Here is a 21,227-nt window from a genome sequence, read left to right as displayed (position 1 = left end):
TTTGTTGAATGTATTTTAATGCAAACGATGTGACATCGTTTCTGGCACAGAAGGATTTCATTGATACCGCTATTGTTCCACTTGTATCCATCGATCTCTCTTCTGAAAAAATGAAACAGAGTGGTGCCGAAGTAGATTTTGTTATGTCTTTAACTTCGTTTATAGAGCAACAGTTCAAAGGCCGTTTATTAGTTATGCCACCATTTTCTTATATGACAAATTTAAAAAACGATGAATTTCCACAGCAATTAGAAGCACAATTACATAATGCTGGATTTAAGCATGTGTTCTTCATTACTTGTGACCACTATTGGACAAAGAGTGAAGAGAAAGTCAATATAGTTTGGTTACCAGCTATTCCGTTAGAGAGCATGGATGCAAGTGTGAAAAAATCTATTTTAGAAGATCAATTACGCCAGGTGATTCCAATGCTTTCGACTAAATGGGCACAGATTTAACAATTAGTTTCAATAAATGTTCACATTCTCCAGCTTTCCACAGAATGCTATATTGACCAAGCTATGGACTTGATATATCATATATATGTCCTAGTATTACTATTTGTAAAAGTATGTCCGTTGGACTGACCTTTAAGTTAGAGGGGGGAAAATAATGAGTAATAATCGAGTTTCACGTCGTCAATTTCTAAGTTATACTCTTACTGGTGTAGGTGGATTTATGGCGGCAGGTATGTTAATGCCGATGCTTCGCTTTGCAATTGATCCAGTGTTACAAAAGCATGATGGTGGAGATTTTGTAGAAACAGAGCATAAAATCGCTGACCTCACTGAAGAGCCTGTCAAAGTTGACTTTTCATTCGAGCAAGTGGATGCATGGTACAAATCGAATGTTACAAACGTAGCGTGGGTTTATAAAAATGGCGATCAAATCATTGCTCTATCACCTGTTTGTAAGCATTTAGGATGTATGGTTGATTGGAGTGGAGATTCTGGACACCCAGATCAATTCTTCTGCCCATGTCACGCAGGTCGTTACGAGAAAAACGGGAAAAACGTTGCAGGTACACCGCCTCTAGGTCCGTTGGATGAATTTGAAGTACAAGAAAAAGATGGCTATTTAATGATTGGTCCAGCAAAAGCAAATACTCTAGTTAAATAAGTAAGGGGGTACGACAACAGTGCTAAATAAAATTTATGATTGGGTCGATGAACGCCTAGATATTACACCGATTTGGCGTGATATTGCCGACCACGAAGTGCCAGAGCACGTTAACCCTGCACATCATTTTTCAGCATTCGTTTATTGCTTTGGTGGATTAACATTCTTCATCACAGTAATTCAAATTCTATCTGGTATGTTCCTAACAATGTACTATGTACCAGACGTTGTGAATGCCTGGAAATCAGTTTATTATTTACAAAACGAAGTAGCATTTGGTGAAATCGTACGCGGTATGCACCACTGGGGAGCTTCATTAGTTATCGTAATGATGTTCTTACATACACTTCGTGTATTCTTCACAGGTTCTTATAAAAAACCTCGTGAGTTAAACTGGATGGTTGGTGTAGGTATTTTTGGTGTAATGATGGGTCTTGGCTTTACAGGATACTTATTACCATGGGATATGAAAGCATTATTCGCTACTAAAGTAGGTATCGAAATTGCTGCATCTGTACCGTTTATCGGTGGGATGATTAAAATATTATTAGCGGGTGACACTACGATTCTTGGTGCTCAAACGTTAACTCGATTCTTTGCGATTCATGTATTCTTCTTACCTGCAGTATTGTTTGGGTTACTTGCAGCGCACTTTATCATGATTCGTCGTCAAGGAATTTCAGGACCGTTGTAATTGTCTTGACGGTTCGATGATCTTTAAAAGGAGGGGACACTATGCATCGCGGAAAAGGAATGAAATTTGTCGGCGATTCTCGTATTAAAGCGAATCACAGAATGCCGAATGTTCCAAAGGATTATTCCGAATATCCAGGTAAGACGGAAGCTTTCTGGCCGAACTTCTTACTGAAGGAATGGATGGTAGGTGCTGTATTTTTAATTGGATACTTATTATTAACTGTCGCTCACCCGTCACCACTTGAAGGGCCGGCAGATCCAACTAGAGCATATACACCGCTACCGGACTGGTACTTCTTATTTATGTATCAACTTTTAAAATACTCATTTGCTTCTGGTCCATACAATGTAATCGGAGCTATTGTAATTCCAGGTCTTGCATTTGGAGCGCTATTATTAATGCCATTTTTAGACAAGGGTCCAGAACGTCGTCCATCTAAACGTCCATTACCAACAGCGTTCATGTTATTAACTTTAGCTGCTATGTTCTACCTAACTTGGGAGTCAGTTGTTAACCACGACTGGGAAGCTCAAAAAGCTATGGGTGCGATTGTAGAAACAGTTGAGTTCGATAAAGAATCAGAAGGTTATAAAGTTTACGCTGGTTCAGCATGTATTACATGTCACGGTGAAGGTTTAGAAGGTGGAGCTGGAGCGCCTACTCTAATGAACACAGGTTTAACTGCTGATCAAATTAAGGACATTGCTCATAACGGTACTGAGAGCGGTAAAATGCCACCAGGATTATGGACAGGTTCAGATGAAGATCTTCAAAAACTTGCTGAATTCATCGAAAGTTTAAAAGCAGAGTAATAGTAAAAGAGTCAGGGAACTGGCTCTTTTTTTCTACCTTGTTATACTATTGGGACTGAGAGCCAAGTTAAAAGGTTCCCTGGTATAAGAATTTTTAGCGAAAAATGTCGAAAAATATTATTTTGTCTGGATTCAGCAAGTATTAGTTGTATCGAAAGTGAAGCATCAGCGGCAAAATTAATGGAACAAATAAGCGCATTAAATCAACAAACTAACACATATTGATGGTGAGGAACAATTGAAATGTAGAGGGATTGCTCTAGGATTTCAGAACAATACATAACGAATGTTTTTTAAGAACGGAAGGAGTTGACTTCATGCAACTAACAAGAGCAAATATTTGGTATCTTCTGACCCATAAATCATTCTTAATAGCACTGCTCATTATTAATCTATTAGGGACAATTTACGGCTATTATTGGTACGGTTGGCAGCTGGCTATTACCAAGCCGATTTTTTATATTTTTGTTCCTGATAGCCCGACAGCTAGCCTATTCTTCTGTTTTGTGCTGATAGCGTGGATTATAGGAAAAAGCTGGCCACTAATGGAGGTGCTCGCTCTCGTTACATTGGTGAAGTATGGTCTTTGGGCAGATGTTATGAATATTTGGACATTGATTGAAACTGGTACCATTGGCTGGCAGGGCTGGATGTTAGTTGGATCGCATTTTGCTATGGCAGTCCAAGCTATACTTTATTTGAAGAAGTATGTCTTCACTTATTGGCATGTAGCTATAGCAGCAGTGTGGACATTGCATAATGATGTCATTGACTATGTGTTTGGTCAAATGCCTATGTATCGAGATTTAGCTCAATACACAAGCTATATTGGTTACTTTACGTTTTGGTTATCCATTGCGTGTATTTTTCTTGCGATTTTCTCAATTAGGCAGCGCAAATATTTGCCGAATTAAGGTATAAATTATAGAATTATAGTATTGAGGTAGAAAGGGGTTAGAAAATTGTCAACTAGCATGTATATTGTTTATTTTGCCATTATTATGCTGCTCCCACTTTATGCACAGATGAAGGTAAAGGGGACGTATAAGAAGTTTGCAAAACAACGTACAATGAAGGGGCAGACCGGTGCAGAGGTAGCGCGTGCGATTTTAGATGCGAACGGCTTATATGATGTACGAGTTGTGCCAACGCAAGGTGTGTTGTCTGATCATTATAATCCGGCAACAAAAACAGTTGCTTTATCAGAAAGTAACTTTTATGAAGCGAGTGTTGCAGGTGCTGCGGTTGCTGCCCATGAGGTAGGTCACGCCATCCAACATAAAGAAGCTTATTCTATGCTTACATTACGTAGTAAGCTCGTTCCCGTAGCAAATATTTCGTCTAATATGTCTTGGATTTTTGTAATGATTGGTATTTTTGCAAGTAGTACGAATTTCTTGCTGTTAGGTATCATATTATTAGCAGCAGGTGTTGTTTTCCAATTAGTGACACTGCCAGTGGAATTCGATGCTTCAAAGCGTGCCTTAGTTCAAATGAATTCATTAGGTATTGTTACAAATGAAGAAGAACGTCCGGCACGAAAAGTGTTAAGTGCAGCAGCGCTAACATATGTAGCGGCGGCAGCAGTAGCCGTACTTGAGTTATTACGTTTAGTGTTAATTTTTACAAATATGCGTAGCGACGACTAAGAAAAAACTTGTTATAGTGGTACACCACTATAGCAAGTTTTTTATCTTCGTATGCTTAATGCAGTGGCTGCTTTTGATCGTCTAAGGTGAAGCCTTCCCCAGCCACATCTCGTACTTCTATAATGGAAACAAAGGCGTGCGGGTCGACTTCATGCACAATTGATTTTAATCGTACAACTTCATTGCGGCCAATGACACAATAGATCACTTCTTTAGGCTGTTTGGTAAAATGACCATGACCTTCTAAGATCGTTATCCCTCGCTCCATTCGTAGCGCGATCGTTTCAGCAATTGCACCAGACTTTTCAGATATAATAAGAGCACCACGTGCAGCGTAGGCACCTTCTTGGACAAAGTCAATAACACGAGCACCTACAAATACAGCAACTAGTGTATACATCATCGATCGAGCATCTAAGAACGTTAGCCACGAAAGGATAATGACAATGGCATCGAAGACAAACATAGTTTTCCCCATACTCCAGCCAAAATATTTATGACCAAGCCGAGCCAAAATATCGACTCCACCTGTAGTGCCGCCAAAGCGAAAAACAATACCAAGTCCAAGTCCGACGAAGACACCAGCAAAAAGTGCCACAAGTAACATGTCATCCTCTAAATGAATGGTAAATTGGTATTTTTGAAAAATCTTTAGAAAAAGAGAGACAGATAAAGTGCCGACAAGTGTATAGACAAATGATTTCTTTCCAAGCAATCGATAACCTATGATAAACATGGGAATATTTAATAATAGGTTCATTAAGGCGGGGTCCCATCCTAATGTAAAGTACAGTATGAGTGTAATCCCACTTAGCCCACCTTCACCCAGCTGATTTTGGATGTTGAAGTGAACAAAGCCGAAGCTAAAAACGGCGGCTCCGAGCATAATTGCGATAATATTACGAATTTTAATCTGTTTTAGCATTTGACCTCCTGTAGTTCCAAACAAATGAAGTAATGTTATCTATTATCTGACATTTTATTGGTTTTGACAACAATGGTGTAAATTTTATAGGATGGTAAATAGGAGCGTGATGATAATGACAGATCAATTAACAATGCAAGCATTGCAACAGCGTGTTGATGATTATATAGGACAATTTAAAGAAGGCTATTTCCCACCATTTGAGCTACTTGCGCGTTTAACAGAAGAATTAGGTGAACTGTCACGTGAGGTTCAGGATGTATATGGCCAAAAAAAGAAAAAAAGCACAGAGGACACAAATAGCATTGAAGAAGAGCTAGGAGATTTTCTCTTTGTACTAGTATGTTTTGCAAATGCACAAGGTATTAAACTAGATGAAGCACTTTTACGCGTCATACATAAATTTGAAACTAGAGATAAGGATCGTTGGACTAGAAAGGATGAAGAATGATGTCGATTCGTGTAGCCATTGCGGGTGCAAGAGGAAAAATGGGGGCTGAGGCTGTACATACGGTCATGAAACATGACAAAATGGAATTAGTAGCTGTACTAGATTATAAGGAAGTAGGAAAAACATTAGCTGATTTAGACATGTTTCCAGCAAGCTATACGGTACCTATATTTACTGAAATGCATGACCTTGTAGAAGTCACTGCACCAGATGTATTAGTAGATTTAACCAACCCACATGCAGTCTATAAGCATACTAAGGAAGCATTGAATTTAAATGTACGACCTGTAATTGGTACAACAGGATTTACAGATACACAACTAGAAGAATTATCAGCCATGGCCAAAGAAAAAGAGTTGGGTTGCATTATTGCACCAAACTTTGCGATTGGCGCTATCCTAATGATGAAATTTGCAAAAGAAGCGGCCAAATACTTACCAGATGTAGAGGTTATTGAAATGCACCATGATCAAAAGCTCGATGCACCATCTGGGACAGCGTTAAAAACAGCACAGCTAATACAAGAGGCCCGTATGCAAAAGACTCAAGGACACCCAGAGGAACAGGAAACCATTAAAGGTGCAAGAGGTGGAGACTTTGATGGCATGCGCATTCACTCCGTTCGTTTACCTGGTTTAGTGGCACACCAGCAAGTATTATTTGGAGGAGATGGGCAGCTACTGACGATTCGCCATGATTCATTAAACCGAAACTCCTTCATGTCAGGCGTTGCATTTTGCATAGAAGAGGTTATGAAAATGGATCAGCTTGTTTATGGTTTAGAAAACATCATCTAAAGATTGGGATGGAAGCTATATGAAAATCGCATTGATTGCACATGATCGTAAAAAAGACAATTTAGTACAGTTTGCTATTGCTTACAAAGATATTTTACTTGAACATACGCTATATGCTACTGGAACAACGGGACAACGTGTCATTGAAGCTACTGGTTTAGAAGTCACACGTTTTCGTTCGGGGCCGCTTGGTGGCGACCAACAAATTGGTGCTATGATTGCCAATAACGATATGGACATGGTTATTTTTTTCCGTGATCCATTAACAGCACAACCACATGAGCCAGATGTTTCTGCACTTATCCGTCTTTGTGATGTTTACCAAGTGCCACTGGCAACAAATATGGGAACAGCAGAAATATTATTAAAAGGCCTACAAGAGGGCTTTGTGGATTGGAGACTGATACAAGAAAGACGTAACTAATAAAAGACGTGATTTAGAAAGGATGATCATCGAATGAAAAAGCTAAAAATCGGCATTACCTGTTATCCTACAGTTGGTGGCTCTGGTGTCATTGCAACAGAATTAGGCAAAATGCTTGCAGAAAGAGGACATGAAATTCATTTCATCACCTCAAGCGTACCATTTCGATTGAATAAAATTTATCCAACCGTCTTTTTCCATGAAGTCGAAGTTAATAATTATTCAGTGTTTCAATATTCTCCATACGATATTGCATTAGCGAGTAAAATGGCAGACGTCATTAAGGATGAAGAGTTGGATGTGTTGCATGTGCATTATGCCATCCCACATGCGGTATGTGCGGTATTAGCACGTGAAATGAGTGGTCGAGATGTTGGCATCGTCACAACCCTTCATGGCACAGATATATCGGTGCTTGGGCAAGATTCTACGTTGTCACAAGCCATTAAGTATGGAATTGATAAATCTGATATTGTGACAACGGTGTCACATGCATTAAAAGAACAAACCTATGAATTGATTGATACAGTAAAACCAATTGAAACGATTTATAACTTTGTGGATGAGCGTGAGTACTATCCTCGTAATTCAGGAAATTTAAAAGAGCAATTTGGTATTCAAGAAGATGAAAAAGTGCTTATTCATGTGTCAAACTTCCGTAAAATTAAGAATCTTCCGGATATTATAGATGCCTTTATGAAAATTCGGGCTAATATGAAGGCGAAACTCTTATTGGTAGGAGATGGTCCAGAAAAGCATCGTGTCATGGATCAAGTAAAGGAAAGTCTGTATATGAAGGATGTTTTATTTTTAGGGAAACAGGAAAATTTAGCAGAATTATATGCGATTAGCGATATGAAACTACTACTTTCACAGCAGGAATCGTTTGGACTGGTTTTATTAGAAGCAATGGCTTGTGGCGTACCTTGTATTGGGTCAAATGTAGGCGGTATACCAGAAGTTATTGAACATGGTGTAGATGGCTATATTGTGGAATTAGGGGACACAGATGCAGTTGCAGCGTATGCGACCCATTTACTGCAGGATGAAGAGCTATTATTGCGTTTCCGGGAAGCGGCCATCCGTGCAGTAGATAACAAATTCCACTCATCTAAAATTGTTGAACAATATGAAAAAATGTATGAGAAGGTTGCGGAAAGAAATCATGCAAAACAATAAAGAATGGCAGGCAGCCTATTCAGTCATTGAACAACTAGAACAGGCTGGCTATGAGGCAGTTATTGTGGGTGGCGCTGTAAGGGATACTTTACTTAATCGCCCAGCTCATGATGTAGATGTTGCTACAAATGCCTTGCCTGAAGAAGTGAAATCGGTATTTCCACGAACTGTAGATATTGGGATTCAGCATGGGACGGTACTTGTTATCGTACCCGCTGGACCTGTTGAAGTGACTACCTATCGGACAGACGGGGAATACACGGATCACCGTCGTCCAGAAAAAGTACAATTTGTACGTTCACTGCAAGAAGATTTACAACGTCGAGACTTTACGATGAATGCCATTGCAATGCGTCTTGATGGCTCTTATGTGGATTATTACGGTGGTTACCAAGATATTGAAAAGCATATGATTCGAGCAGTAGGAGATGCACAACAACGTTTTTCAGAAGACGCTTTACGCATGCTGCGAGCGGTACGCTTTTCAGCACAGCTTGATTTTGCCATAGCAGCAGATACAATGTCTGCGATTCAAACTAGAGCATCTGATATTGCTTTTATCGCAAGGGAACGGATCAAAGCAGAGCTCGATAAGCTATGGGTAGGACAAGCAGTTTTTGGTGGTATTCAAAAATTAGAGGAAAGTGGTTTGGCTGCCTATTTACCAGGTGACTTTCAGGCTGAGTATTGGCGTGGCTTTCATACAGAGGACAAGCTCTTGGGCTGGGCTTATTTTGCCTTACTGCAAGGGACAGATTGGCGAGAGATAGTGAGAGATTACCGCCTATCTAATAAAGAAATGGCGTTTGTCAAATCGGTTTTGAGCGCATATGAAGCGTTAAAAGAGGGATGGACAAATACCCATTATTTTATGTACACAGCACAAGAGTTAGAGGCTGCCCAATATTTTGCACGGCTTCGCCAATTGGACGCAGCGCTACCACAGCTGTCTATTCGAGAATTACAGGCAATGCTGCCCATTCAGCAAAAGCAAGATTTAGTGGTGAATGGGGCGGATTTATTAAAATGGTCTGGAAAAAAGGGTGGACCATGGCTAAAAGATGCATTGGAGGACATGTTGAGCGCTATTATTCATCATGAACTCCAAAATGATCGACAACAGATTAAAAACTGGCTAGAGCAGCACTATTTCTAGGAAAGCGGGGCTGACTTATGGCTAACACAATATACAACAAGCAGCCGTCTCAGAAACATGGGACGGCTTTTATCTTTGGTGGTCATTTAGACTGATTTACAGTATGATAAAGACAAAATAGGTTACATAAAAAATAGCATAGTTGACTAAAGGATTGATGTGAAGATGACAATTTCCATGAAAGACGAAATTTTAAAAAGAATACTGGCTGCTGATGGTGAAGCAGTTTCAGGTCAGGAATTAGCAGATTCTTTGGGTGTCTCTCGGACGGCTGTCTGGAAGCATATGCAGACATTGCAGGAGGAAGGGTATACATTTGAAACCATCAAGAAAAAGGGGTATGTATTGACGGGTGTACCTAATAGCTTGAATCCAACCCAAATTGAGCTCTTTTTAAAGACAGCGCATTTTGGACGTGAAATCCATTATTATGATGTGGTAGATTCTACACAAACGATTGCGCATAAGCTAGCTCAAGAAGGAGCCCCACACGGTACGATCATTATTGGTGAGGAACAAACAGCGGGGCGTGGCCGTATGGCGCGTCCTTGGGAATCTGCACATGGTACTGGGATTTGGATGACCATTATTGTACGACCTGATGTTACCCCCCAACAGGCATCCTCCTATACACTTGTGGTGGCAGTAGCAGTTACAATGGCTATCAAAACATTATATAAGCATGTAGAACCAGCCATTAAATGGCCCAACGATTTATTAATTAATGGCAAAAAATGTACAGGTATTTTAACGGAGATGCAGGCAGAGGCTGATCTTGTGCAAGCTTTACTTGTTGGGATTGGCATAAATGCGAACCAAGCAGCAGCTGATTTTTCACCTGATATAGCAGATATAGCTACTTCATTACGATTAGAGGCTGGAGAAGAAATCAACCGCGCAGCCCTTGTGGCATCTATCTTGCACTATTTAGAACAATTTACAGAGTTATATGTGAAAGAGGGCTTCGCGAGTATCAAAACGCTATGGCAGCAATTATCCTGTACAATTGGTCAACGTATAGAGGTGAAGACATTACGTGAACGTTTTGAAGGGATTGCTAGTGGAATTACAGATGATGGCGTTTTACAGCTTACTCAGGACAATGGGATAATCCGAACGATTTATGCAGGGGACATTAAAATATTATAGAAAAGAAGCTGCAAGGAATTTTTCTTGCAGCTTCTTGAATTCAACTTTACTTCAGTGATACATCTAAATCACCATGTGATAAGGAAACATGCAGTTGATGGTCACCATTAGTTACTTGCGTCACCTTGCCACTTTGTTCTTCATCATCCATCGTAATATCACCGAAACTAGTTTTTAAGTCATAGCCTAAATCACTTTGTTTGTTTTGTAAGTGAAGTGTCATATCGCCAAAGCTAGAAGAAATGGTGGATTGACCATTTAATGTACCATCTATAGTGATGTCACCATGCTCACTTTCAATGCTAATGCCGTTACTAGCATATTGTTGGAGCGTCAAATCACCAAAGGACTGTGTAATCTCTGTTTTGTCACCAGTCGTGTTAGTGAAGGTAATATCTCCGTAATCTTGCATGAGTTGAAGCTCCTCATAATGTAATCCACGAACAGCTGTATCACCAAAATCACTGTCTATTACAACTGACTCTACTTTTGTATCTTTCGGGACATAGAGCTTGATAGAGGGAGAAGAAAAGTTATTAAAGCCAAATTGAAAACCATCCCTTTTCTTCGCCTTTGTTTCAATCGTTAAAACACCATTGTCTATATGATAGGTTACGTCTTGCTGCTCAAAGACCTGTGTCTCTAATCTATAGTCGTTATCTCTCGCAATAATTTCAATATCTCCATAGTCATTCACTATATTAATACTTGTAAACGTATCTAACTCATGTGATTGACTCACTAGATTTGTATGGCTTGGGACGTGAAGACCGTCGGCATCTTTGAAAATAAGCCAGCGACCGCCCGAAAAATAACCAACCAATGCAAGTAAAATACCTAATGCAATCATTGTCATGGCGATAAGGGTATTTTTAGATGTCATTTAGAAGCCCCCTTTCCGTTTTTTCGTTATTTTGTGGAATAGTCTTCCTAATGCTTCAACAGAAACAAGAACCGTTTTCTTAATAAAACGTGTGACAAAAGGAAAGAGTAGGACACCTAAGCCCGTTACAACCAATCCCGCACCCATAAAGAGCAGTGCAGTAGGCCAATGCTCTGTTAAAATCAAGAAGCCTGAAATAAGGGCTACGATGCCACCAGCAAAAATACTAATGACTGTCGCGATAATAGCCAGGATCAAGCTGACGATGACTGCGCCGAATGAAAAAATAAGTGCAATAGCTGTTGCCAGTAATGGCAGTGAAAGTGGCGCAGACAATATGGCTAGAATAATGAGCCAAATGGCTGACATATTCTTTTTCGTTGATTTGGCTGAGGAGGTTTCCAAATCCTTTAGTGCGAAATCAGCTAATATTTGTGAGGCGACATGAGAAGGGGAGCCAAGTTGCGACATGACCTGTTGCTCATTTTCCTCTCCAGCTTCCGCAAAGTATTCTTCATAATAAGTAAGTGCAGCATCTAACTCATGCGCAGGAAGCCGACGTAATTTTCCTCGTAGCTGTTTCAAATAGCTTGCTCTATCCATCTAAATTCCCTCCTAAAAGTACACAATCAACCTTTTGCTTATACACTTGCCATTCTTTTAATAGCTCTAATAATCGTATACGTCCTTGCTCTGTAATTTGATAATAGCGTCTATTTCTACCTTGATAGGGCTGATCGTATGTTGTTAAGTAATGTGCTTTTTGTAAGCGGCGTAATACTGGGTACAGTGTAGACTCCGAAATCTCCATGACCGATTGTACTTGCTGTGTTAAAGAATAGCCATAGGCGTCCTCTTTATCGACGATAGCCAATACACAAGCATCAAGTAAAGCTGAACCAAGCTGAAATGTCATCTCTCCACCTCACATATAGTACCTATACTTCATTTTATATTATATGACGTATAGTATGTGGATAGTATATGACTTATAGCATTAATTGTCAATTCTAATGAAAGATAAATTTTACCAATGTCGTTAAACGATGATATTGTAAAAAAATAATATTTGAAGATTAGTAGGAGAATCTGTTATAGTATGAGCTGAAGGGCAGTATCCATTGTGAACGGCACCTTCAAAAGCGCAAGATCCCATATTAACCAATATCTGCCTTGATCTTTTTAGACAGGGACGGAAGAAAACGATACGTTCAAATAGCTTTCTTTTTGTAAGCTATTGCCTCTTGATGAGGTTTTTCCAATGAACGAAACACTACCCTTCTGTCCTTTTTCGGCACAGAGGGGTTTTTCTGTTTTCTTCCCTTAACAAAGGAGGACTACAACATGAAAACGACGACAGATTTTTTAAAGATGAAAGCAGCAGGCGAAAAAATCGTAATGGTGACGGCCTATGATTATCCGGCTGCTACATTCGCTGAAGACGCTGGTGTCGATATGATACTGGTCGGTGATTCACTTGGAATGGTCGTGCTTGGCTATGATTCTACAATGCCAGTGACTGTAGCGGATATGATTCATCATGCTAAAGCGGTTCGACGTGGAGCAAAGGATACGTTTATGGTCGTGGATATGCCATTCGGTTCTTATCATGGCGATGTCAATGAAACATTAACAACAGCCATTGCGATGATGCAACAAACTGGGGCTGATGCCTTAAAGGTAGAGGGAGCGGGTGAGGTTATTGCTGTCATTCGTAAATTAACATCAGCTGGTATTCCTGTTGTTGCTCATTTAGGTTTATTGCCACAGTCAGCAGGGGTGCTAGGCGGTTATAAAGTACAAGGAAAAACGGCTGAACAGGCTGCCACGTTAATTGAAGAAGCAAAACAATGCGAAGAAGCGGGTGCTTGTGCAGTCGTATTAGAATGTATCCCTCACCAGCTGACTGAGGTTGTCTCCGCTAGTTTAATGATTCCGACCATTGGCATTGGTGCAGGAGTAGAAGCTGATGGACAAGTGCTGGTGTATCATGACATGTTAAGCTACGGCTCACATCATGTGCCGAAGTTTGTTCAACAATTTGCCGATATGGGCAAAGAAGCAAGCGCTGGCATGGTTCGCTATGTTGAAGCTGTGAAAGCAGGTACTTTCCCTGCACCAAAGCATTTCTTTACGATGAAAGAAGAAGCATTAGATAAGTTATATGGGGGCGTCCAAGCATGAGAGTCGTAACTACCATACAAGCATTAGCTGAAGAAATAAACGCAGCCAAGCAGGCTCATCAAACCATTGGACTTGTTCCGACGATGGGCTATTTACATGAAGGTCATTTAACATTGGCACAAACAGCTCGTGCTGAAAATGATGTAGTCGTTATGAGTATATTCGTCAACCCAACACAATTTGGACCAAATGAAGATTTTGAAAGCTATCCTCGTGATTTACCTAGAGATACTGCATTGGCACAGTCTGTTGGTGTTGATATTATGTTTGCACCAAGTGTGGAAGAAATGTATCCCCACGATGGTGGCATCCGTATACAGGCTGGTGAGCAAGCAACCATTCTTTGTGGTGCGAGTCGTCCAGGCCACTTTGATGGCGTGTTACAGATTGTCTCGAAATTATTTCACTTAGCACAACCAACTCGGGCTTATTTTGGACAAAAGGATGCACAGCAAGTTGCCATTATTGCAACGATGGTACGTGATTTTAATTTCCCATTAGAAATACGTGTTGTCCCAATTGTCCGTGAGGAAGACGGTTTAGCGAAATCTTCTCGCAATGTCTATTTAAGTGAGACAGAGCGACAGGAGGCCCCAGCCATCTATGAAGCATTACAATTGGCACGTGATAGCTTTCTAGCGAATGGTGATGCTGTGCGTGCACTGGCTAAAGCAAAAGCTCATATTCATGCACGAACGCATGGTCAGATTGACTATATCCAAATATTAGCTTACCCAGATTTAACACCCGTGACTGCTACGACACAGCAAGCTCTGTTGGCAGCAGCTGTCTATATAGGTAAAACACGCTTAATCGATAATTGTATCTTTACTGTGAAAGAAGGACTGTAAATATGTTACGTATGATGATGAATAGTAAAATCCACCGTGCAACAGTGACACAGGCGGATTTAAATTACGTCGGCTCCATAACAATTGATGAAGATATTTTAGATGCAGTAGGTATGCTAGCAAATGAAAAAGTACATGTCGTGAATAATAATAATGGTGCTCGTTTTGAAACATATATCATTGCTGGTGAACGAGGTTCAGGCGTAATTTGTGTGAATGGTGCTGCAGCGCGACTTGTGCAACGTGGTGATATTGTCATCATTATTTCCTATGTCTATGTGGATAATCATGAAGCCAAAGAGCATAAACCAACAGTGGCCATTATGGGAGAGGGCAATACTATTAAAGAAATGATTGCACATGAGCCAGAAGCAACAGTGATGTAGTGAAGTGAGTAGCATTCATTAAGATGGACGCAGCAATTTATAATTTGATATTAGATAGGAGGATGGCAAAGTATAGCCGATCCTCCTTTTTTCTGTATTCGTATCCATTACAAAAGTTTTGGAAAAATTTTTCTTTTCTTACTATTAAACTAGTTTTAAGATTATAATTTTGTAAAAAAATTCGAATGTTCTAGTATTTTGTGTCATATTTATGTAGAATTTAGTTGTTAGTACATCATTTTACTAGTGGAGGTATCATTTGTAATGGAAAATAAACGTAACAAATTTTTAACAGCAACTGCCGCAGCGTTAGCTGTAACAGCGGTAGCAGTAGCACCAGTATCGGCAGCAAGTCCTTTTTCAGATGTAAAAGAAAGTCATGCAGACTTTGATGGCATCGCTACTCTTTATGCAGCGGGGATTATTAGCGGATACCCAGATGGTACATTTAAACCTGATACAAATGTCACACGTGGACAGGCTGCTAAAATGATTGCAGGTGCCTTAAAGCTGGATACGAAAGATGTTGAGAATCCTAACTTTACGGATATTGGTGCATCCAATCCATATTATGGTTCCATTGCAGCGCTTGTAGAGCTAAAAGTTATTTCAGGCTATGGGGACAAAACATTCCGTCCAAACCAAACAATTACACATGGTGATTTAGCAAAAATCTTGTCGTCTATTCCAACATTACCAGAGCTAGAAAGTGTAAAAAACCATGCGGCTAGCGAAAATGTTACACGTGGACAGCTAGCAACTGTGATTGCAGAAGCCCTAACAAAATCAACGCCAGAAGATGGATTTACTTTATCAATTTTACATGTAAATGATACACACGCTCGTGCAAATGAACTACCTAAATTAGCAACAGCTGTAAAGGAGCAACGTGCAGCAAAGGAGAATGTTCTAACATTACATGCTGGTGATGCATTTAGCGGTACACTATACTTTAACGAATTCCATGGACAAGCAGACTTAGCATTATTAAATGAAATCGGCTTTGACGCCATGGTATTTGGTAACCACGAATTTGATTTAGGTTCATCACCTGAAGGCCATCAAGCACTAGTAGATTTTATTAAAGGTGCTAAATTCCCATTTGTGGATGCCAATACAGATTTCTCAGCAGATGACAAATTCACTGGTTTATTTACAGATTTAATTTCAAGTGAGCCTGAAAACGGTAAAATTTATTCAGGTATCGTGAAAGAAATCAATGGAGAAAAAGTAGGTATTTTCGGCTTAACGACAGAAGAAACGAAAGATATTGCTTCTCCAAACAAAGTGAAATTTACAAACTATATCGAGGAAGCGGAAAAAGCAGTGGCTGCCTTTGAAGGAATGGGCGTCAACAAAATTATCGCTTTAACACATATCGGTTATAATGATAACCCTAATGTGGATAATGATATTTTACTAGCACAAAACGTACCAGGCATTGATGTCATTGTTGGTGGTCATGATCATACAAAATTAGAGGAACCATTTGTAGTTGACACAAACACGGTTGGCGAAGCAAAAGATGCTACATTAATTGTACAAGCAAATGAGTATGTAAAATATTTAGGTACACTCGATGTAACATTTGATGGAGATGGTGTTGTCACAAAGTATAAAGGTGAATTAATTGACCTTGGTAAAGTAGCGGAAGATAAGAAATTAGTGAAGCTGCTTGCACCGTATAAAGCAAAAGTAGATGAAGTGAACAACAAAGAAATTGGTGTAACACTGAAAGAAGCATTAGCCAACCCTCGTTCAAGTGAAACTAGTCTTGAAAGTGTGCGTAGCAATGAAACAGCTCTAGGTAATATTATTACTGATGGTATGTTAGCAAAAGCACAAAAATTTACAGATAAAACAGTTGTAATGGCATTGCAAAACGGAGGAGGTATCCGAGAAGCAATTCCAGCAGGTAATATTACTGTTGGTCAGGTTATTACAGTCTTACCATTTGGTAATACATTAGCATTAATGGACGCAACTGGTGCTGAGCTAAAAGCTGCGTTTGAAGTATCATTGAAAAATGTACCGAATGAAAATGGTGGCTTCCTGCACATCGCTGGGGCAAAATTACAATATGATTCATCGAAAGAAGCAGGCTCACGTGTTGTATCTGTGGAGTACTTCGACAAAGCGACAGGTAAGTACGTTCCGTTGCAGGATGATAAACGGTATACAGTAGCAACGAATGCATACACGGCTAAAGGTGGAGATGGCTTTGATATGTTTGCAAAAGCATATGAAGAAGGTCGTGTTACAGATTTAGGCTTGTCTGACTGGGAAAACCTTCAAGAGCAATTACTATCCCTAAAAGAAGTGAAAACAACAACAGAAGGTCGTATTGTTGACCTAGCTAAAAAACAATAAACTTCTGATTGATTAGGTAAAAAGGTAATCGTATTTTCTTTTACGCAACCTTAGGGGCTTCCTCTAAGGTTGCGTTTTTTGTATGGATGAAGTGGCTCACCGAAGGAGGAGAAAGGATGCCGTAAAGACAAATCTATGATAAAATTCAACTTATCTAATGTGAACTGTGAGTTGAGATGTATGATGGAAAGTCAAAAATATGCAATTGTAGATTTGGAGACAACTGGTCATTCACCAGCAAATGGAGACCGGATGATTCAAATCGCGATTGTTATTATGAAAGATTGGGAAATTGAGCGTACCTATACGAAGTTCATTAATCCAGGAAAAACCATTCCATCTTTCATTCAAGATTTAACGCATATCACGGATGAAGATGTTAAGGATGCCTTACCATTTGAGGCACATGCGGATTACATATATGAACTCTTAACTGATTGTGTGTTTGTCGCACATAATGCAGATTTTGACTTATCCTTTTTACAAGCAGAATTTAAACGTGCCGGACTATTGAAGTGGCAGGGTAAAAAAATGGATACGGTGGAGCTAGCTAAAATTTTGTTTCCGATGTCCCTCAGCTTTAAGCTAGGGGATTTAGCAGCAGATTTAAATATCGAGCTAGCCAATGCACATCGAGCAGACGACGATGCTCTTGCTACGGCAGAGCTATTCAAATATTGCTGGAAGGAGCTGTTAAATCTCCCACAGCTAACGCTAGAGCAGATGCACAAGCGTTCATTTCGCATGAAATCAAATATTGCTCAGCTTTTTTTCGAGGCATTACAAATTAAACGTCAGCATCTGACAGGTCATGAAAATGTGCATTATTACCGCAATTTTGCCATTTGTAATGGTCGTAATCAGCATGAGAATGAATCACAAACGATGGACTATCCGCAAACGGTGGATGAAAAAAAGGCATTCATGGCAAAGGCACTCCCAAATTTTGAGGTAAGACCTGCACAATTTGAGATGATGGACACGATTTGGCAGGCATTACATGAACAAAAAGAGTGTGTGATTGAAGCTTCTACAGGTATTGGCAAAACCGCTGGCTATTTACTTCCTGCGATTTTGTATGCACGAGCTGTCCATAAAAAGATAGCCATTAGCACCTATACTTCTCATCTACAGGAACAGCTTGTAGAGGAAGAGCTACCTAAGATTGAAAAAATTCTTGGGACAAAAGTGAATTTATGTGTGCTAAAGGGAATGCAACATTACATTGATCTGGAACGCTTTGAGCAATGTATGGCCCATGCTGATGAATCCTATGATGATACATTTACTATTTTACAAATACTCGTTTGGCTGACAAAAACAGAGACAGGTGTGTTAAGTGAGCTCAATGTTTCTGGTGGCGGCCAACTGTTTTTAGAGAAAATCCGCAAAATACCGAGTGACAAGCCTTCAAAGGGCTTTGATTTCTATGAACGAGCGTTAAAGAATAGCACTGTTGCGGACTGTATTGTGACGAATCATGCCATGGTATTGAGCGATTTAGTGCGTCAAACACCGCTCTTTACACAAATTGATGGCTGGATTATGGATGAGGCACATCAATTTATTCAGGCAGCAATGCAGCAAGATGAGGTTGTCTTCTCCTATACACAATGGAAGTATATTTTCGGCCAAATCGGCACGATGGAGGACAGTGCTTTATTTCAACAGTTTTGCCAGGCAGCAAAGAAAAAACAGCGAGTAGCTATGCAAAATTTACAGCGACTGGATGCACAATTTATCCGTCTACAACGAACATTTGATGAAACAATTCAGCAAGCGATTCAAAAAATGCAACAGCAAGTTAAAGGGAAGCAAACTGGTAGTAAATGTACCTTGTTTTTAGAGGATGTTTCATTGGCGAAAGAGCCATTTGCACTAGTCAGTAAACTGACACAGCAATGGTTGGATCTAGCTAGTGGAATTACGCAGGCTTTCGAAAATAATATCGAGCAATTAGATAAAAATGACCTTTTTGTATTGTCTGAATGGCAGTATTGGATTCGAGAAGTGAAAATAAAAATTGCAGAATGGGAAGATATTTTTCTCTCCCCGCAGGACGGCAATTCTGTTTGGTTAGAATTTGATGTACGAAGTGTTCCAGGCAGTCTCCATGTCTTTAAAAAGCCCGTCAATGTCACACCAATTATTGAACAAGTGTTAGCACCTCTACGTCAGCAAGCAAGTATTGTTTGGACATCAGGTACATTAACGGTACCTGGCAATGAACGTTTTATTACACGTCAGCTAGGCATCTCAAATGAAGTCAAAGTTATGAAACTACAAGCACCACCAGCCTATTATGCGGGCGCTAAGGCATTTATTGTAACTGATATGCCAGATATTCAGCATGTCAGCCAAGAAGAATACATTGAGGCTGTTGCCCATGCTATTACACGGACAGTTCGTATGACAGAGGGGCGTTGCTTTGTGCTCTTTACGGCACAGGATATGCTACGAAAAACGGTCGAGCTTATTCAAGATAGTGAGCTTTTAGATGACTATATGCTTTTTGCACAAGGTGTGACAGGTGGTAGCCGTATGCGCATTTTAAAATCATTCCAAAAATTTAGCCATGCCGTGCTTTTTGGCACAAATAGCTTTTGGGAGGGTGTGGATGTGCCAGGGGATGCCCTTGCCTCTGTCATTGTCGTACGCTTACCATTTTCTTCACCAGAAGAGCCCGTTTTTAAAGCGAGAGCAAAGCATCTAACAGCTCAAGGCCGTAATTCCTTTACAGAGCTTTCCTTACCAGAGGCCATTATGCGCTTTAAGCAAGGCTTTGGTCGATTAATTCGTTCTTCACAAGATAAAGGTGCGTTCATTGTACTAGATCGTCGTATTACTAGTAAGTCCTATGGAAAAGAGTTTATTAAGGCATTACCGCCCATCGACGTAAGGAAATTACAGCTACCCGAATTGTTAAAAGAACTAAATCATTGGCAAAAATAACAGTAACCCCTTTTAGCATAAGCTAGAAGGGGTTTTACTATTGTATTGAGGGGTTTGATAATATTATTTTGCTATCATAATCACTGTTGCTTATTTTTATTTTACACATAAAAAAAGGTTGGCGTTTCGAACAATCTCAGTAATATAGTTCATGACGATTTCCGTTGCTTGTTGAACATCATAGCCATTATTGGGTTTATTACAGTGGTCATTTGGCAACGTGTAACGAAAGAAAAACGACAAGAGATTGCCTTCCAGCGTAAGCATGCAAAGGAACAGGTGCTTACTTAATGTAGTTTGATTTGAAATAACATGAAAAGACGTCAGGACAAAGCGATTGTTTTGGACGTCTTTTTTGTATGCTCCTATTGCGTCCAACAAGACCATAATAGCAAGATTGAGGACGAAATAAGTGGAGAATTCCTGATAATATGAGGTCAATCAAACAGTATGGAGGCTTTCGCTATGTCAAAAATTCAGGAATTCAATGATTTACATTGTGCACAAGAGCTGTTGTTTTTAGGAAATGCTTGGGATGTATTATCGGCATTAGCATTAGAAAAAGCAGGTTTTCAGGCGATTGGCACAACTAGCTGGGGTATAGCGAATTCAGTAGGCTATGCTGACGGTGAATGGATAGACTTTCAACACCATCTAAATATTATTCAAGCTATTGCAGAGCAGGTGAACATCCCCGTATCTGCGGATATTGAAGCGGGGTATGGTCATGATGAACAAAGTATTATCGACAATGTGTTAAGAACAGCAGATGTTGGAGTAGCAGGAATTAACATCGAGGATTCCTTTAAAAAGCAAACTGGATTAAGAAATATAACAAAACACTGTCACCTGCTAGCAAATATGAGGGCAAGGCTAGATAATCATGGCTATAAAGATTTCTTTATTAATGCAAGAACAGATACGTATTTGCTGCTAATGCATCCGTTCGAGGAAACCATGATGAGAGCACAAGCTTATAGCGAGAGCGGAGCAAGTGGGGTCTTTATCCCAGGCTTAATAGATATCAATGAAATAAGTGCTATCACAAGCAATGTAGATGCACCCATCAATCTTCTTTCTTTACCAGGATTAACAAATTGCCAACTATTAAGAGAATTAGGGGTAAGGCGTTTGAGCTTTGGCAATGCACTTTCAGATAAAATCATTGCCTATTTATCACAGCATGCTGCACAATTAGTAAAAGACCAAGATACTTCTTCTTTATATGTGTAATCTATGAAAT

General features: G+C 39.8%; 23 protein-coding genes. 19 read left to right on the top strand and 4 right to left on the bottom strand.

All coding sequences use genetic code 11. The features are described from left to right. The first annotated feature begins 8 nt into the window (after positions 1 to 8). The 6 genes from MHI34_RS22585 (at position 9) to MHI34_RS22560 (ending at position 4,277) form a co-directional block, all read left to right on the top strand. A complete protein-coding gene (locus MHI34_RS22585) occupies positions 9 to 458 on the top strand; it encodes a YpiF family protein (RefSeq protein WP_036123190.1) in 450 nt (149 codons plus the stop codon). A 154-nt stretch (positions 459 to 612) separates the two neighbouring features. Beyond that, positions 613 to 1,119, top strand: coding sequence for a ubiquinol-cytochrome c reductase iron-sulfur subunit (locus MHI34_RS22580; protein ID WP_036123187.1), 507 nt, complete (start codon positions 613 to 615; stop codon positions 1,117 to 1,119). Positions 1,120 to 1,138: 19 nt separating this feature from the next. Continuing rightward, positions 1,139 to 1,813: a cytochrome b6 gene (locus MHI34_RS22575; RefSeq protein ID WP_036123184.1), complete on the top strand. Its 675-nt coding sequence runs from the start codon at positions 1,139 to 1,141 to the stop codon at positions 1,811 to 1,813. Between the two features lie 41 nt (positions 1,814 to 1,854). Next, the gene (locus MHI34_RS22570) at positions 1,855 to 2,628 is read left to right on the top strand and encodes a menaquinol-cytochrome c reductase cytochrome b/c subunit (RefSeq protein WP_036123182.1); all 774 of its coding nucleotides are present in this window, start codon (positions 1,855 to 1,857) and stop codon (positions 2,626 to 2,628) included. A 317-nt stretch (positions 2,629 to 2,945) separates the two neighbouring features. Beyond that, positions 2,946 to 3,542 carry a DUF1405 domain-containing protein gene (locus MHI34_RS22565; RefSeq protein ID WP_058844255.1) on the top strand — a complete coding sequence of 199 codons (597 nt, stop codon included), beginning with the start codon at positions 2,946 to 2,948 and terminating at the stop codon, positions 3,540 to 3,542. Positions 3,543 to 3,602: 60 nt separating this feature from the next. Continuing rightward, the gene (locus MHI34_RS22560; protein WP_058844265.1) at positions 3,603 to 4,277 is read left to right on the top strand and encodes a zinc metallopeptidase; all 675 of its coding nucleotides are present in this window, start codon (positions 3,603 to 3,605) and stop codon (positions 4,275 to 4,277) included. Between the two features lie 55 nt (positions 4,278 to 4,332). On the opposite strand, the gene MHI34_RS22555 is transcribed toward MHI34_RS22560, so the two are convergent. Next, the gene (locus tag MHI34_RS22555) at positions 4,333 to 5,202 is read right to left on the bottom strand and encodes a YitT family protein (protein WP_004232676.1); all 870 of its coding nucleotides are present in this window, start codon (positions 5,200 to 5,202) and stop codon (positions 4,333 to 4,335) included. A 115-nt stretch (positions 5,203 to 5,317) separates the two neighbouring features. On the opposite strand from MHI34_RS22555, the gene MHI34_RS22550 reads away from it, so the two are divergent. From MHI34_RS22550 to MHI34_RS22525, 6 genes are all read left to right on the top strand, one after another. Continuing rightward, positions 5,318 to 5,653 (top strand): nucleotide pyrophosphohydrolase, encoded by a 336-nt coding sequence (locus MHI34_RS22550; RefSeq protein WP_036124534.1) that lies wholly within the window; start codon positions 5,318 to 5,320, stop codon positions 5,651 to 5,653. Next, positions 5,653 to 6,450, top strand: coding sequence for a 4-hydroxy-tetrahydrodipicolinate reductase (gene dapB, locus MHI34_RS22545; RefSeq protein ID WP_036124532.1), 798 nt, complete (start codon positions 5,653 to 5,655; stop codon positions 6,448 to 6,450). Before MHI34_RS22550 ends, dapB begins: the two co-directional genes overlap by 1 nt. 19 nt (positions 6,451 to 6,469) lie before the next feature. Next, positions 6,470 to 6,874: a methylglyoxal synthase gene (gene mgsA / locus MHI34_RS22540; RefSeq protein WP_036124530.1), complete on the top strand. Its 405-nt coding sequence runs from the start codon at positions 6,470 to 6,472 to the stop codon at positions 6,872 to 6,874. A gap of 33 nt (positions 6,875 to 6,907) precedes the next feature. Further along, positions 6,908 to 8,053, top strand: coding sequence for an N-acetyl-alpha-D-glucosaminyl L-malate synthase BshA (gene bshA, locus MHI34_RS22535; protein ID WP_101966333.1), 1,146 nt, complete (start codon positions 6,908 to 6,910; stop codon positions 8,051 to 8,053). Further along, a complete protein-coding gene (locus MHI34_RS22530; RefSeq protein ID WP_036124526.1) occupies positions 8,040 to 9,209 on the top strand; it encodes a CCA tRNA nucleotidyltransferase in 1,170 nt (389 codons plus the stop codon). Before bshA ends, MHI34_RS22530 begins: the two co-directional genes overlap by 14 nt. 165 nt (positions 9,210 to 9,374) lie before the next feature. Next, on the top strand, positions 9,375 to 10,358 hold the full coding sequence (locus tag MHI34_RS22525; RefSeq protein WP_036124524.1) for a biotin--[acetyl-CoA-carboxylase] ligase: 984 nt from the start codon (positions 9,375 to 9,377) through the stop codon (positions 10,356 to 10,358). 46 nt (positions 10,359 to 10,404) lie between these two features. On the opposite strand, the gene MHI34_RS22520 is transcribed toward MHI34_RS22525, so the two are convergent. From MHI34_RS22520 to MHI34_RS22510, 3 genes are read right to left on the bottom strand one after another with little or no spacing between them, the layout of a single operon-like run. Then, positions 10,405 to 11,241 (bottom strand): DUF4097 family beta strand repeat-containing protein, encoded by an 837-nt coding sequence (locus tag MHI34_RS22520; RefSeq protein ID WP_342503999.1) that lies wholly within the window; start codon positions 11,239 to 11,241, stop codon positions 10,405 to 10,407. Beyond that, a complete protein-coding gene (locus MHI34_RS22515) occupies positions 11,242 to 11,844 on the bottom strand; it encodes a DUF1700 domain-containing protein (RefSeq protein ID WP_036124520.1) in 603 nt (200 codons plus the stop codon). It lies immediately after the preceding gene. Beyond that, positions 11,837 to 12,157 carry a PadR family transcriptional regulator gene (locus tag MHI34_RS22510; protein WP_141904082.1) on the bottom strand — a complete coding sequence of 107 codons (321 nt, stop codon included), beginning with the start codon at positions 12,155 to 12,157 and terminating at the stop codon, positions 11,837 to 11,839. The genes MHI34_RS22515 and MHI34_RS22510 overlap by 8 nt, the downstream gene beginning before the upstream one ends. A 428-nt stretch (positions 12,158 to 12,585) precedes the next feature. Here MHI34_RS22510 and panB point away from each other — a divergent pair, with 428 nt between their 5' ends. The 7 genes from panB (at position 12,586) to MHI34_RS22475 (ending at position 21,217) form a co-directional block, all read left to right on the top strand. Continuing rightward, positions 12,586 to 13,425, top strand: a complete 840-nt coding sequence (gene panB, locus MHI34_RS22505) for a 3-methyl-2-oxobutanoate hydroxymethyltransferase (protein ID WP_271912793.1) — start codon at positions 12,586 to 12,588, stop codon at positions 13,423 to 13,425. Next, on the top strand, positions 13,422 to 14,276 hold the full coding sequence (panC, locus tag MHI34_RS22500) for a pantoate--beta-alanine ligase (protein ID WP_036124514.1): 855 nt from the start codon (positions 13,422 to 13,424) through the stop codon (positions 14,274 to 14,276). Before panB ends, panC begins: the two co-directional genes overlap by 4 nt. Positions 14,277 to 14,278: 2 nt before the next feature. Further along, complete coding sequence (gene panD, locus MHI34_RS22495; protein WP_036124512.1) at positions 14,279 to 14,662, top strand: aspartate 1-decarboxylase; 384 nt, start codon at positions 14,279 to 14,281, stop codon at positions 14,660 to 14,662. A 264-nt stretch (positions 14,663 to 14,926) separates the two neighbouring features. Then, complete coding sequence (locus MHI34_RS22490) at positions 14,927 to 17,032, top strand: 5'-nucleotidase C-terminal domain-containing protein (RefSeq protein ID WP_036124509.1); 2,106 nt, start codon at positions 14,927 to 14,929, stop codon at positions 17,030 to 17,032. A 180-nt stretch (positions 17,033 to 17,212) separates the two neighbouring features. Further along, positions 17,213 to 19,984, top strand: a complete 2,772-nt coding sequence (gene dinG / locus MHI34_RS22485; protein ID WP_271912797.1) for an ATP-dependent DNA helicase DinG — start codon at positions 17,213 to 17,215, stop codon at positions 19,982 to 19,984. Between the two features lie 168 nt (positions 19,985 to 20,152). Continuing rightward, positions 20,153 to 20,275, top strand: coding sequence for a hypothetical protein (locus tag MHI34_RS22480; protein WP_255358821.1), 123 nt, complete (start codon positions 20,153 to 20,155; stop codon positions 20,273 to 20,275). Positions 20,276 to 20,449: 174 nt separating this feature from the next. Continuing rightward, positions 20,450 to 21,217 (top strand): isocitrate lyase/phosphoenolpyruvate mutase family protein, encoded by a 768-nt coding sequence (locus MHI34_RS22475; protein ID WP_342503998.1) that lies wholly within the window; start codon positions 20,450 to 20,452, stop codon positions 21,215 to 21,217. Positions 21,218 to 21,227: the final 10 nt, after the last annotated feature.

This window comes from Lysinibacillus sp. FSL L8-0126, assembly GCF_038630385.1.
In the GTDB taxonomy this organism is placed as follows: Bacteria; Bacillota; Bacilli; order Bacillales_A; family Planococcaceae; genus Lysinibacillus; species Lysinibacillus fusiformis_D.
The sequence above is the reverse complement of the archived record's forward strand: the minus strand, read 5'-3'. Positions and strand labels throughout refer to the sequence as shown.